Genomic DNA, 13,559 nt, shown 5'->3' with positions numbered 1-13,559 from the left:
GCGGGACAGGGCCTTATGGGCCTTCAGTGACGATTGCGCCGGTCTCGGACAATCACGGCAGGCCGGAAAACCGGACAGTTTGCCATAGTTTCCTGCTTTGGCGGCGCATTTGTTTCACGCAGTAGTTTCAATAAGCCGCCGCCGCAGCAGCAGGCGCAGTGCCCATTTCCGGATCGCGCTCCAGTTCGCTCGAAGGCAGCCAGACCTCGACGGTCCGGTTGGTCGGCTTGAGGCTGGGCGCCAAGGGCTCCGGGGCCTTCCAATGCGGTCTCCCGACCAGCCTCGCCAAGGCTGCCGCACAGGCACGGGTGCCCGCAAGGTCGGCTCCGCCGTGGTATCTGACGGTCGGCTCGCCCACCTGCAGCGGCGGGTTGCGCCCTCTACGCTGGGCGGTCAGATTCATATCCTCGACCGGCGGGACCTTGGCGCCTGCTTGACGCCATTTGTCGCGCATCGCCTGGACCTGCTCGCGTCCTTCGCTGCCGTAGGTTTGGATATAGATCGTCACGCCTGTGCATACGGGCTGCTGCGCGCCGGCGCTTGGGCTGCTGGCCGATGAAGCGGGGGACGGCACTCCCGGTTCCTGGAGCGGCGGGCGGCCGGTACCGGCAGCGGTGGCAGGCGGACCCACGATCGTACTGGATGTGCTCCTCGCCGCGTCCGCAGCCAGCTCGCAATAGCTGGCCGGCCGGCTGTCCCGTAGCGACACATCGCTACGCAGCCAATAGAAATAGCGCCGCTCCAGGTCGGTCATCTTGCGCAAGGGCCGCGGACAGTTGTCCTCCGGGTCGTACAGGGATGCACAGGCGGCAAACACCGTCCTCATCGGGTAGCAGTGCTCGGCCGCATCCTTGAATACCGCCACCGCCTGCGGGTTGGCCAGCAGGTCCTCCTTCATTTCCAGGGTCTTGGCGGCGCGCCACACGTAGACCACATCGGCCGCCAGTCTGGCCGCTTCCGGCCCGGTTTGCCCTAGCTTGTCCGTGCGTAGCGCGGCGTGGGCGGCGAACAGCGGCCGCAGCGTCGCCGGATCAAGCCCCTTTTCTTCCTGGCCGCCCGTGCTCTGGAAGAAAGCGACGCCGAGGCTGGACGCGATCGTCAGCAGGGTCCCGATGCCGAGCGTTGCGCCGGCCGCGGTTCCGGCGGCCACCCGCAACGGGCTGCGCTCCCTGGCGCTCCCCGGGGTTGCGGGTTTCCTCAGCTCCGGGTCGGCCGCCATTGCGGCGCCGGCGTCCGGGCCTGCGAATCGCTTCTCCAGCTTGGCCAGGGTCACGCCATCAAGATTGCGCCCGATGTGCTCGCCCAGGGCGAAGTAGCTTTCCCACTGGTCCTCCGAGAAGAACTGGTCCGCCGTGCTCTGCTGGGGAAAGCTGCGATTATCGCGGTAGTAGTTGTAGATGTCTTCAGGGAGATTCGCCGTCAGCGTCGGCTTCACCAGCACCAGCACACCGTAGCGCTGTGTCGGTGGCAGGCTCTCGCCATAGTCGATGATGGCGGGCGCGATGCATGCCTTGCTGGTCTTCAGGACGATGTCGTCCAGCGTGCCGATCGAGGATGGCAGGCCCGCAATGTCCTCATGGCGGACGAACGAAATGGTGACACCCAGGTCGATACGGGCGCGCCGCAGCAGGTTTTCGAGATCGTCGAAGCGGTATTCCGGGTCGGCGCCGCAATCCGCGGCGACAATCAGCTTGCAGCGCTCGCGCAGCAAAGGATAAATGCCGGTATTCTCGCAATGGCCACCGTCGCTCAAGTACTGGATGCGCTGGCTGCTGCCCGGAAGCTGGCCAAGCAGCTCCAGCACCAGGTACCTGTACTTCGGCGCCCAGCGTCCGAGGCGCGGCATTGGGCCCTCCGTCTCCCTCGAATCCCACCAGTAGCCGAGCCGGATGCCGAGCGTCGTCAGCAAGGCCGCCCAGCCCGGCCGGCTGCCGCTCCCCATGCCCGGCGCCGCCGCCGCGCCCGATATGGCCATCCAGGTGCCAAGCGATGCTTTCGCCTCCTCAGGCAGCATTTTCCAGCGCTGGCGCTCGATGCGGACATGTCCCGGTCCCACGACCGTCATCAGTTCCCCTTGGCGGTCGATATTGAACAGGCCATGCCGTTGAAAGGTCTGGTTGATGCACACATTGAGCAGGTGCACTGGGCCGCCGGTGGTGTGCGGCGCGTACTGGCCGAATCCGGCGTCGTCGTCGGGATGCGTCCCCTTGACCGAGCTTCCCTGGCCCGAGGTTTCCTGGCGCCGTTTAGCGTTGGCGGCGCCGAGATAGGTGCTGGTCAGGCGCGAACGGTAGAAATGGTGCAGCGAGGACATATTGAGGAAGTCGAGCCGGCGCGCGGTCATGGCCATCCACGACAGCGCAAAGAGCGCGAGGAAGCCCAGCAAACTCGCGGCAAAGGCGAATTCCGTCCGTCCCAGGTCGCCGACGGCATGGCGCGTGGCCACGGTATGGACCACGGTGGTCCAGAAAATCGCCAGCGCAAAGACCGCAAAACGTCCCGTGACATCGATCATCGTCGACATGCTGAGCATCCGGGCGACCTGGCTGCCGCTGCCGCCTTGCTGGACTTTCGGCAGGAGGGCCCTGAGTAGCGGCAGGACGATCGCGAACACCGCAGCGAGGGCCGCCACCACATCCCAGCGGTTGGCGATACGCCAGGCGATCCAGTCGACCGCTCCCAGCACGAGGATGGCTGTCGCGCAGCTCAAGCCGTTTGCCATGTGCTGGGTCCGGGCGTAGCTGACGCTGTCGGGCGTATATCTCGGGTTGCGGGCACGTGGCGGGATATGCCAGTACATGGCCGAATAGATCGCGGCGTAGCCCAGGGGAAAAAGTACGAGCGGCCATAGTGTCGGAAACGGGGAAAGCAGGCGCCAGACCCGCAGGGCCGTCGTTCTGGTCGCTTCATCCGCGGACGTAACGAGGCTGTCCATCACCGACCACACCAGGAGATCGATGGCGCCAAGGGCGCATCCCAGCAGGATGAAGACCATGCCGAGTTCCAGGTGGATTCCCAGCAGGTTGCGAACAAAGGTCGCCGCACCGAACAGCCAGTCGCGGCTCCCGCGGGGGATGAGATAGCGGCTGTTCGCCCGCAGCCACTCGCGCTCCTCGGAATCGTTCTGCTTGCTCAGCTTCGTTTGAAGCTCCGCGGCGTCCTTGCTGTCCTGCGCCATCCGGCCGATCATCGAGCCGATGTAGCCGCCTCCGGATACGGTCGACATCAAGTCGAAGCGCGCAAACCTCTTCTTGCGCGCCAGCGCGGTCACGAGTCCATAGCAGAACGTGGCGCTGCGCACGCCGCCGCCGGAGAGGGCCAGGCCCCAGAGGCCGCCCTCCTTGGTCCCGTTCTCCCCAAGATGTTCGCGCCGCTCCCGGACCAGCTTTTCCAAAGGCGACGCATCGTCGGTACTCTGCCTGTCGCTCTCCCCCTGCATGCCTTCTGCCATGGTGTTCTCCCCCTGTTCCAGCGCCAGGACGATTCGTCAGGCATTCGTATAATCCACAAAGCCCACCAGTGTCTTATCGTTCAACTTGCGCCGGTCCAGCTCGAATACCCCGACACCCGTGCGCGAACCGTCCTTATTGGTATTTCCCTCGACCGTGACCAGCCGGCCATCAGGCAGGATTCTGTCGACCAGGCCGGTATGCCCGAGCCCGCTGCCAAAATCCAGGATGAAAATAAACCCGGGCTGGACCAGGGCCGGATTGGCGTAGGCCGCATGCGCGGAAATGCGCCTGACCGCCTTGTTCTTTTGCGTTTCACGCCAATGCGTCAGGACGCCCCCGGTTTTCGGTAATGGCGTGGCGCGCGCCAGGGCGCGGCAGGCTTCCGCAAATGTCCAATAAATAAAGGCCATGCACCATGCCCTGGAGTCCGGATTGGCGCCTTTGAGGGAAAGGCCGACCGATTTGAGATACTGGTCCACCATCGGACCGCGATTCGCGCCGATCGGCTGTTCCATTTGGCCGATCTGCGTCCTGGCGGTGGACAGCGCCTGGAGCATCAGGGGGGATGAGGTGATCGTGGCGCCAAGGGGCTTGGGCGGCGGACCGAACATGGCGACCCAGGTATGGCTGCCGACCTTGCCGTCGACGGCGAGCGGGAATCCGTTTTCGTCGGAGCGCTGCGCCTGGAACAGCTTGACGACTGCCGTCATATTCTTGTCGAATACGCCGGTCTTGTGGATGCCATAGCCAAAATCGCGCAAGGCCTGCTGAATCAGCTTTACCGATTTGGTGTCGCTGCTTTTTTCCTTGATCAGGTAGCCCGGATAAGCTTGATAAGCCATGATCCACCTCCAAGAGCTTATTGGAGTAGATGCTGCGCCGACGCGAGGCGCAAATCAACGGGCAAATTAGCAAAACGCCAAAAATACCACAAGTAGCTAACTCATCTTTAATTCCGATAATAAAAGACCGTTGGCATACCGAATGATGAATGGGTGCCGCGATAAGCGGTGATCGCCATACCGGGTCAGCGCGATTCGATGCTGGCGACCGGCCCTCTCCGGCCCTTGCGATCGAAGGCGGCGACGCGGATCGTGCCGCGCTCGGCGATCGGCCCCGTCACCGGTGTGCTCGCCGCGGTCGGTTCGCTGCCGTCGCTGGTGTAGCGCAGCAGCATGCCTGGCAACACGTGATTGGCCAGCACCCGCCCCTTGTCGAGCACCAGTCCGGGCGGCGCGATGCGGTAGGCCAGCCCGGTCCCTTCCAGGTCGAGACGCGGCAGCACGCGCTGGCCCAGCGCGTTGACGAAACCCGACCAGGCGCTGCGGTGCAGCGCCGCGGCCTTGTCGGCGTCAAGCGCGGTGGCCCAGCCCGGATCGGCGGCCCAGGCCCGCTCGGCCAAGGCCGCCAGGCGCGGCATCACCAGGTAGTCGATGCGGGCTGGATCACGCACGGATTCCGAGAACAGATTGGCCTGGATGCCGCGCACGCGCCGCTTGCCATAGTCGGTCAGGCGGTCTGTACCAGCGCGGACCGCTACCGGCGCATCCTTCATCATGTCGAAGGGAATGAAGTCGTACACCGTGTCGAGTTCGACGTAGGCGCCCCAGTTGACGCCGTGCTCCTCCGGATTGGCGTTGTGCGCCATGTCGAAGTAGGTGCGCGTCACCGGCGTGAGCACGATGTCGTAGCCGGCATTGGCCAGGCGGTAGGCCAGGTCTTCGGCGCCCGCGGTGTTGTTCCACACGTAGGCGGTAAAGCCCTTGCGGGTGAAGCGCGGATTGGGGATCAGCGTCGGCGCACCGTCCAGCTTTGTCTTGCGCGCGGCCAGCTCTTCCCAGCCGGAGGTCAACATGCCGTGCTTGCGCACGATGGCGTCGACTCTCTCATAGAAGTAGTCCCATAGGTCGGCGCTGGTTTCGAGCCCGTGCTTTTGCATCATGGCATGGCTGGCGGGCGACTTTTCCCAGGCCCCGTTGGCCAGTTCATCGCCGCCCATGTGGATGGTCTCGAGCGGCACGCCGGCTTCGCGGTGCAGCGCCGCCATCTCCCTGACCACGTGGTCGATGAAGGCGTAGCTCGACTCGAGCCCGGGATTGATCACGTTGTCCTTGAAATACTGGGCCGACGTGTATTCCGAGCGGTCGTCGAAGTCGTTCAGCAGGTAGCGCGCGGCCTCGCGGCCGCCGGCGCGCTTCAAGCGCTGGTAGCGCGCCTCCATCGCCTGCACGGCGGCGCGGGCATGGCCGGGCATCTCGATCTCGGGGATCACCGTGATATGGCGCGCATGCGCATAGCGCAGGATGTCCTTGTAGTCGGCGCGGGTGTAATGGCCGCTGCCGCTGGTGTCGCGCGGATCGGGGCCGGAGCCGTAGGCCGGCTGCAGGCGCACACCCGGCCTGGCGCTGTGGCCGCGGACGGCGCCGATCTCGGTCAGTTCCGGCAGGCCGGCGATCTCGATGCGCCAGCCCTCGTCGTCGGTCAGGTGGAAGTGGAAGGTGTTCAGCTTGAAGCGCGCCATCAGGTCGAGCCATTTGAACACGGTCTGCTTGTCGTGGAAGTTGCGCGCCACGTCCAGCATGAAGCCGCGGTAGCCGAAGCGCGGCGCGTCGACGATGCTCAGCTCGGGCAAGTCTGGCGCGGCAGCGCCGGGCAAGGGCAACAGGTCGCGCAGGGTCTGCAGGCCGTAGGCGACGCCGGCAGCGCTGTTGCCGACGATATCGATGCCCTTCGCGGCGCCGATCGTCAGCCGGTAGGCTTCGGGCGAGGCTTGTCCGTCGACCTTGCCTACGCCCAGCTGCAAGGAAGGCCCGCCGGTGGCGGGAAGCGACGCCGGGAACAGCGAGCGCGCCAGCGCGGCCTCGCTGGCCAGCCCCGCGGATGCCTTGACCTGCGGCTGTCCCGCCAGCGCCAGCCGGCCCTGGCCGGGGTCGAGCCGCAGCGGGGTCGGCAAGACCGGCGGCACGCCGGCCGGGGGCAGCAGGTCGGCGCGCGCGTTGCGCCAGTAGGTATCCTCGGGCGACACCGCAGAATGCGGGCTGCCGGCCACGCCGCGCTGGGGCGGTTCGGCCAGGGGAACCACCTCGTAGCGAAGCGGTACGCCGGCGTCGGGCGCCGCGTCGTACACGAGATAGGGACCGCTCGGCGAACGCGAGGGCATGAACACGGCATCGCTGTGGCGGTAGGCGAATTCCAGCGTCTGGCCCGGCGCCAGGCCCGTGAAATCCGGACCGGGGCGCAGGCGGAACAGGCCTCCCGCAACCTGTTCCAGCACCAGGCCGGCCGACCGGGCGCCGGCGGGCATGCGGTCGATGCCGGTGAAGTAGAGCGACCAGCCGGCGGCAGGCAGCGCTTGGCCGTCGCCGTTGGTCAGGAGGAAGCGGGCCGGCGAGCCGCCTTGCGGGAGCTGGGCGCCGGCCGGCTTGCGCTGCATTTCCCAGCGCAGCTGCAGCTTGGCGCCATTGGCGACACCACCGGCCTGCACGGCGGCTTGTCCGGCCGGTCCAGCCTGCGCGCCGGGCCCCGCCAAGGTCAGCAAGGCCGCCACCAGGATCGGCGCCAGCGCGGAACAGCTCAATGTCGTCGTCTTGCCCAATTCTTTCTCCCCTTATCCGTATCAGCTGGCCACGCCCGGACGTGCGAACAGCCGCTCGATCTCCTCCAGCGATTTGCCCTTGGTCTCTGGCAGGAAGAAGGCCGCCGTGATGAAGTACACCGCCGTGCAGCCGGCCCAGAACAGGAACATCATGTGGAAGCCGAAATGGCCCACGATCGGCAGGAAGGCGCCGGCGATCAAGGTGCCGGTGCCCTGGTTGATCAAGAGCGCCACGCCCATGCCCACCGAACGGATCCGGGTCGGCATCAGTTCGGACAACGCCAGCCAGACGCACACGCCCGGCCCCACCGAGAACGCGGCGATGAAGCCGGCGATGCAGAGCGCCGCCAGCAGCCCGCTGTTCTTGTCCGGGATAGGGCCGATGGTAGCGCGCACGATCCGGAGCGGCGCCACGCCGGCTCCCTCGACAGGCCGGATGTCGATGCGCTGGGCCATGTGGACACGCCTGGCGGCGTCGATCGTGGCGCGGGCGTCGGGCGGCAGGCTGGCGATCAGCGGCTGTACGGCCTCCGCGGCCGCAGGCTCGGCCCGCCCGCTCCACGCCGACCGCGCCCGGGCCAGCAGCGCGCGTTGGTCTTCCGGCAGCGTGCGAACCAGTGCCTCCTCGCGCGCCAGCACGGCCTGCGAGTCGGGCGTCGGCGTATACGCGCCGGCAACCTGCTGCTTGTCGCCGTACTGGTACAGGATGGTGAGCTGTGTCGGGCCGGCCCCGGATTGCGCCAGCCTGGCGTCCAGCAGATTCAAGTCGAGCGCGTTATCGCGCACCAGCGCCGCCACCTCGGCGCGCACGTCGACGCGCGCCGATTCGAAGCGGTGGAAGAGCAGCGCCAGCAGGCATAGCGACACCATGATTCCGGCGGTGCCGATCTTGAGCAGGAACACCCTGCCCTTGCGCTCGACCAGCATGATGGCGAAGACGGTCATCACCATGTTGAGGATCTTGATGGCCGTGCCGTAGCTGGCCGCGCTCACCGGATCGAGGCCCGCGTGCTGCAGGATGGTCGACATGAACTGCAGGATGGAATTGATGCCCGTGGCCTGGTTGCAGCCGAGGATCACGCAGGCCAGCACGAAGGGCAGCACGTAGCGCCGCTCGGTCAGCATTTCGGCCAGCGCGGCGCCGCGCCCAAGCTGGGGCCGCGCCCTTTCTTCCTCCAGCGCGGCGCCGATCTCGGCCACCTCGGCCTCGCATTGCGCCGCCGGGCGCAGGCGCGCCAGCACGGCGGCCGCCTGCGCGGCGCGCCCGCGCCGCATCAGCCACCGCGGCGACTCGCTCACGAACAGGCAGCCGAGCAGGAACAGGCTGCCCGGATACAGCACCGCCAGGAACATGCTGCGCCAGGCGCGGTCGGCGGCAGCCGCGCTTGCCGCGACATCGCTGCCGGCGGCCTGGATCGCGAGTTCGGCATTGGTCAGGTAATGGTTGCCGATGAAGGCGGCCAGCACGATGCCGGCCGTGAGCGCGAACTGGAACAGCGCCAGGCCGCGTCCGCGCTGGCCGGCCGGCAGGCACTCGGCCAGGTAGAGCGGCACGACCACCGCGATCACCCCGCCGCTCAGCCCCTGCAGCAGGCGCCCCAGCAACAGGGGAACAAAGGACTGCGACAGGTAGATCACGGCGACGCTGCCGACGAACAGCAGCGCGCTGACGATCATCATCGGCCGCCGTCCCAGCCAGTCGGCCAGCATGCCGGCCACCACCGAGCCCAGGATCGAACCGCCCATCACGGCGGCCACCACCAGCGACAGCTGTCCTTCGGTCAGGCTGGTCGCCCGGTGCAGGTAGGGCAAGGCGGGGTCGATGATGCCGATGTCGATGCCGTAGAGAAGTCCGCCCAGGCCGCAGATCGCGGTCAGGAACAGCAGGTGCAGGCCTTGCTTGGTGTGTGTCGACATTGGTTGCCTCGGTAGCGGTGCGTGGACCGTGACGAATGAAGTGGTGGCCGCCGGCACTGGCGCAGTCGTCGGCAACGTATCTTAATCGCAATATTTGTCGACGAGGTACTTTTGCCTGATCCAGGCTTGAGTTTCGTGAGAAGCACGCAAAAGAAGGTTCATCGCGAGGTGCGCGAAGTCTCGGCAGCCTTGCCGCCGCTTGATCCGCTCATCCCAGGTGCTGACGGATCGCTAGCAGTGCTTCGCGCTGCCGGGCGTCGGCCCGTGGATACCTGAGTTTGAGCTCGCACAGGGTATCGAGGACGATCTGGGAAACGATCAGCCTCGCATTCTTCTTGTCGTCGGCAGGCACGACATGCCATGGTGATGCGGGCGTGCTCGTGCGGTTGATGCATTCCTCGTAGGCGCGCATGTAGGCACTCCAGTATGCCCGCTCCTGGACGTCGGCCAGGCTGAATTTCCAGTTCTTTCTCGGATCGTCGATCCGCTTGAGGAGCCGCTTCCTCTGTTCTTCCTGCGAGATATGCAGGAAGATCTTGATGATCCGGGTTCCGTTGAGGGAGAGGTGCCGTTCCAGGTTCCTGATCGAGCGATAGCGCTCACGCCAGACCGTCTCGTCGCGGGCAGCCCGGGGCAGCCCTTCGCTGCGCAGGATCTCCGGATGCACGCGCGCGATCAGGACCTCTTCGTAATAGGAGCGATTGAAAATGCCGATTTGCCCGCGTTCCGGAAGGTCGAGCGTGGTACGCCAGAGGAAATCGTGCCGCAATTCCACGGGGGCCGGATGCTGGTAGCTATGCACCTGGCAGCCCTGGGGGTTGACGCCCGACATCACATGCTTGATCGCGCCGTCTTTTCCAGCCGCGTCCATCGCCTGGAAAATGAGCAGGACGGCATGGCTGTTCGAAGCAAACAAGACCTGCTGCCGCGCACTGAGGCGGGCAACATGCCTGTCGAGGAGTTCGCGGTAGTGCTGCTTCGAACGGTAGACCTTGCCGATCTGGGTCGGCCAGCTGTCCAGGCTGACCCTATGCTCTCCGCTTACGCAAAAACGCTGTGCGTCGATCTTCATCTGCATCCTGCCCGATAGAGGTGGCGTGCAATCGACTGTATCGATGGAAGGCGCTGCGGTCTGTTAGGCTATTCACCGAGCCCGGCATCAGGCTGCCGGGCTGGTGGTGGACGGGCGGGCGGCGCGGCGGCAGCGCTCGGAACAATATTTGACCTGGTCCCAGTCCCTCTCCCACTTCTTGCGCCATGCGAATGGGCGCGCGCAGTGCAGGCACTCCTTCGTCGGCAGATCCGATTTCTTGCGCGTTTTCATGCGGTCCAGCTTCAGGAAGCACCGCCAAGCTCGATCTTCGCTGCCAGCACGCGCCCGAGCGCCGTCTCCGGATCCAGTCCGGCCATCATCTGGTTGATGATCTCCTGCTTGTCCTCGGGCGTGAGCTTTTCGCAAGCCGCACGGTGCGAGCAGAAATAGGCGTACCAGGCCACGTCCACCGGCCGCTCCTTGCGCGGCTTGAAGCGTGCCGGCACCTTGGCGCGCATCGCCTCCACATAGGCCGCCAGATGCGCATCGGCCGCACGCCAGTCGAAACCGGCCACCGCGCGCTTGTCGGCTTCCCAGTCGCCCTCGTACCCGGCGCGCGGACGCAAGCTGTCCTTGTTTACCGCGAGGCAGGCCAGATTGGGATAGCCGTGCAAGGCGCAAAAGCCTTCCACGAACAGCAGCTTGGGACCGATGCCCACCGCTACCGCACGGCCGAGCACCTCGTCCTTGGGATGCAGGGAGCGCGCCAGCGTGAGCAGGTCGCCATAGGTGATCGGCATGCCGCGCAGGGAGCTCGCCTGCCGTACCAGGGCCTCGACCAGGCGCGCGCCTACCTCGATGTCGTTGAAAGTGAATGAAGTCATAGGAACGAAGTGTGCACCAGAAACAGGCGAGCCGTCGATCATCCCGGTCGGACGATCGACGGCTCGCTCGAGCTCGTGAAAATAAGTGCCCTGCTCTACTCAGTTCACTCCCATTCGATGATCAATGGCTGAGGTAAGCCTATGAATTGGCTAAGTATTTTAATCGCACTTTTGGCCTAGTACCATTCACGATACCATGCCAAAGTCATCGATCTTTAACCCGGCAACAACGGGCATTACCTCGATTTCATCACTTACCGCAACCGCCATCCCTGCCGTCGAACCCAAGGTTCATGGTATCGCGAACGATCTGCTGCTGGCGGGACCTAACAACCGACCTTCATAACAGCCGATCTTGCGGCTGTACAGGTCCATGATCAGGTACAGGTAGAACCAGCGACCGGCCACATTCGCAGGCAGATAGGTCATGTCCCAGCACCAGACCTAGCCGGGCGCCGTGGCATTATGGGTTGTCGGCGGGCGCTGCTTGTGCGGCGCCCTGGCCCGGCCGCGATGGCGACTCTGGCCGCTGGCGCGCAGGATCCGGCTGAAGGTCGATTCGCTCCCAGGTAGACGCCTTCGTCAGCCAGCATCGGCACGATGCGCGCAGGCGGCATGTCGGCAAAGCGCGGGTCATTGGCGGCAGCCAGCACCGCTTCGCCCTCCTGCACCGTGAGCGCATGGGCGGGGGCAGGCCGCGCGGCAGTCGGACGCCCATCCCCTTTGTCCAGGCCGCCATGCGCTTGCCAGCGCTGCAGGCTGCGCTCGCTCAGCCCGACGACGGCGCATGCCTCGCTCAGGCGCGCGCCCTGCTTGCACGCCTGCTCGATGTCCTGGGCCAGTTTGCGGCGATCTTCGAGTCCGATCATTCGTCCTCGGCCCGGTACTTGCTAAAGATCGCCTCGGCTTTTTTTGACAGCACCAGCAATGCAGCCGCTTCCGCCAGCGCCTTGTCCTTGCGCCGTATCTCGCGCTCGAGCTCCTTGACGCGCCGCTTCTCCTACTTGGCCTCGGCCGCCGTCAGCCACTTCTCGCCCGGCTGGGCCAGGCCATTGATCGCATTCTCGCGCCACACTGCCAGCTCGTGCGGATACACGCCATTGCTGCGGCACCAGGCGCTCTTGCTGGCCTCGTCCATTGCCGCAGTGGCCAACACTGCCTCGAACTTGGCCGCCGGCGTCCACTCGCGCCGCTGTACCGGGTTTGCCAGCGCTTCGCTACGCCAGCGCTCAAGTGTCGACTCGCTCACACCCACCGACAAGGCCACGTCCTTGATCGATGCACTCTCGGGCGGCAGCAGCCTCGCCACTGCCTTGTCTTTGAATTCCTGTCCGTACCGGGCCACTCTTCACTCCTGTTATCGCCCCATTTTCTCAGATTCAAACGGGCGACAACTATTCTGACACCGGGGGGGACGCGCCGGGCGGCGTGGCCAACCGCCTGGTCATCGAACTGCAGCCCGAGGAAGCGATCAAGCTGCAGATCATGGCCAAGCAGCCGGGCAGCGGCATGCAGATGCAGCAGGTCACGCTCAACCTCAACCTGCAGTCGGCATTCCAGCAGCGCCGCGCCGAAGCCTACGAGCGCCTGCTGGTCGACATGGTGCGCGGCCGCCTGACCCACTTCATGCGCCGCGACGAACTGGAAGCGGCTTGGGCCTGGGCCGACCCGATCATCGAGGGCTGGGGCACGCTGGGCGAGAAACTGCACCCGTATGCGGCGGGCTCGTGGGGGCCGGCGGAGTCGTTCACGCTGCTGACGCGCGACGGGTTTGCCTGGGTCGAATAAGACGCCAGGAGCAGCCCGGCCGGCTGCGGCGGGCCTCGCATCGCGCGCCGGCGGTGCTCCCGGATATGCCTGCCCGCCCCGGTCGGGCTGAACCTGCAAGCCGCGCGCATTCCAAAACCATGATGCGTCGGATACGTTTAAACGTGCTTCCGCCATTGAAATCAAAATTGAATTGCAGATATACGCATTCACTTTCTTCAATCATGAGTAATCGAGCCCCCTTTAGTTCCACTGCGTTCGCAGAGCGTGCGCAAATAGATAGCCGCAGCTTTCTACCATTATCCTCTTTAAGTTAGAGTCTTCCAGAAGATGGAGGCGGATGCCCTGCCTTATCTCGTAAGATCAATTGCCCTTCCGCTCATATTCACGCGACACGCGATCCGCCGGTTTCCGCCGGGTTGAATCGATCCTATCCGATCGTCTATATCGTTAATCGCGGCATATGCCTGAATCAGGGTTGTGCCAACGCTCCGGCTATTCGCCTGTCGAATTGCCGGCGCATTACCGCGCATTGCCGCGCGTTGCCGTCATCCGGCGCCGATTCGCCTAGCTCGAACCTGGGAGATACCATGTCTAATTGGAGAATTCGCCTCACCAACGGGAACACCACCACCGAGCTCGAATTGATCGACACGGCCGGGCCCCTCAACGATTTCCGTTTCGTCGACTTAGAGGCTTTCACCCCGGCCAAGGGCACGTTTACCAACCAGTTCAACAATGTCGTGCCGACCACCCCTCTCACATGGATTCTCAAGGGCCTCGACATCGACGAGGATGAACCGACAAGCGGGAAAGGCGAGGTCCACGACAGCGGTGGCACGTTCCCGAATGGTGAAATGGACTGGGAAAAACTAAGCAAACTGTAGATGCTTGGCAGCCGTCCACCGGCT

Annotated in this window: 8 protein-coding genes and 2 pseudogenes; 2 read left to right on the top strand and 8 right to left on the bottom strand. The window is 65.1% G+C overall.

Annotated features, from left to right (window positions below):
- Positions 1-127: 127 nt before the first annotated feature.
- The 8 genes and pseudogenes from V7778_RS12465 to V7778_RS12430 all read right to left on the bottom strand — a co-directional run.
- Complete coding sequence (locus V7778_RS12465) at positions 128-3,451, bottom strand: patatin-like phospholipase family protein (protein WP_335555634.1); 3,324 nt, start codon at positions 3,449-3,451, stop codon at positions 128-130.
- Positions 3,452-3,487: 36 nt separating this feature from the next.
- Entirely contained in the window at positions 3,488-4,294 is an 807-nt protein-coding gene (locus V7778_RS12460) for a peptidoglycan-binding protein (RefSeq protein WP_335555633.1), read from the bottom strand.
- 185 nt (positions 4,295-4,479) lie between these two features.
- On the bottom strand, positions 4,480-7,029 hold the full coding sequence (locus tag V7778_RS12455; RefSeq protein ID WP_335555631.1) for a family 20 glycosylhydrolase: 2,550 nt from the start codon (positions 7,027-7,029) through the stop codon (positions 4,480-4,482).
- Positions 7,030-7,068: 39 nt separating this feature from the next.
- Complete coding sequence (locus tag V7778_RS12450) at positions 7,069-8,964, bottom strand: MFS transporter (RefSeq protein ID WP_335555629.1); 1,896 nt, start codon at positions 8,962-8,964, stop codon at positions 7,069-7,071.
- A 208-nt stretch (positions 8,965-9,172) separates the two neighbouring features.
- Complete coding sequence (locus V7778_RS12445) at positions 9,173-10,036, bottom strand: ADP-polyphosphate phosphotransferase (protein WP_335555627.1); 864 nt, start codon at positions 10,034-10,036, stop codon at positions 9,173-9,175.
- Between the two features lie 87 nt (positions 10,037-10,123).
- Entirely contained in the window at positions 10,124-10,288 is a 165-nt protein-coding gene (locus tag V7778_RS12440) for a DUF2256 domain-containing protein (RefSeq protein WP_335555625.1), read from the bottom strand.
- Positions 10,289-10,299: 11 nt separating this feature from the next.
- Positions 10,300-10,881 (bottom strand): hypothetical protein, encoded by a 582-nt coding sequence (locus tag V7778_RS12435; RefSeq protein ID WP_335555623.1) that lies wholly within the window; start codon positions 10,879-10,881, stop codon positions 10,300-10,302.
- 339 nt (positions 10,882-11,220) lie between these two features.
- A pseudogene (locus V7778_RS12430) lies at positions 11,221-12,226 on the bottom strand (transposase); the annotation flags it as partial.
- Positions 12,227-12,294: 68 nt separating this feature from the next.
- Between V7778_RS12430 and V7778_RS12425 the strand changes: the two are divergent.
- Together V7778_RS12425 and V7778_RS12420 are read left to right on the top strand one after the other, a co-directional pair.
- A pseudogene (locus V7778_RS12425) lies at positions 12,295-12,669 on the top strand (glucose-6-phosphate dehydrogenase); the annotation flags it as partial.
- A gap of 569 nt (positions 12,670-13,238) precedes the next feature.
- Positions 13,239-13,535: a hypothetical protein gene (locus V7778_RS12420; protein ID WP_335555622.1), complete on the top strand. Its 297-nt coding sequence runs from the start codon at positions 13,239-13,241 to the stop codon at positions 13,533-13,535.
- Positions 13,536-13,559 lie beyond the last annotated feature (24 nt).

Source organism: Massilia sp. DD77 (genome assembly GCF_036961685.1).
Lineage (GTDB): Bacteria > Pseudomonadota > Gammaproteobacteria > Burkholderiales > Burkholderiaceae_D > Telluria.
This window is presented reverse-complemented; position numbering and strand designations above follow the sequence as displayed.

Bases quoted from the DNA above. Each gene is read 5' to 3' on its own strand.
- V7778_RS12465 (WP_335555634.1), bottom strand. From the start codon at position 3,451: ATGGCAGAAGGCATGCAGGGGGAGAGCGACAGGCAGAGTACCGACGAT.
- V7778_RS12460 (WP_335555633.1), bottom strand. From the start codon at position 4,294: ATGGCTTATCAAGCTTATCCGGGCTACCTGATCAAGGAAAAAAGCAGC.
- V7778_RS12450 (WP_335555629.1), bottom strand. From the start codon at position 8,964: ATGTCGACACACACCAAGCAAGGCCTGCACCTGCTGTTCCTGACCGCG.
- V7778_RS12445 (WP_335555627.1), bottom strand. From the start codon at position 10,036: ATGAAGATCGACGCACAGCGTTTTTGCGTAAGCGGAGAGCATAGGGTC.
- V7778_RS12440 (WP_335555625.1), bottom strand. From the start codon at position 10,288: ATGAAAACGCGCAAGAAATCGGATCTGCCGACGAAGGAGTGCCTGCAC.
- V7778_RS12435 (WP_335555623.1), bottom strand. From the start codon at position 10,881: ATGACTTCATTCACTTTCAACGACATCGAGGTAGGCGCGCGCCTGGTC.
- V7778_RS12420 (WP_335555622.1), top strand. From the start codon at position 13,239: ATGTCTAATTGGAGAATTCGCCTCACCAACGGGAACACCACCACCGAG.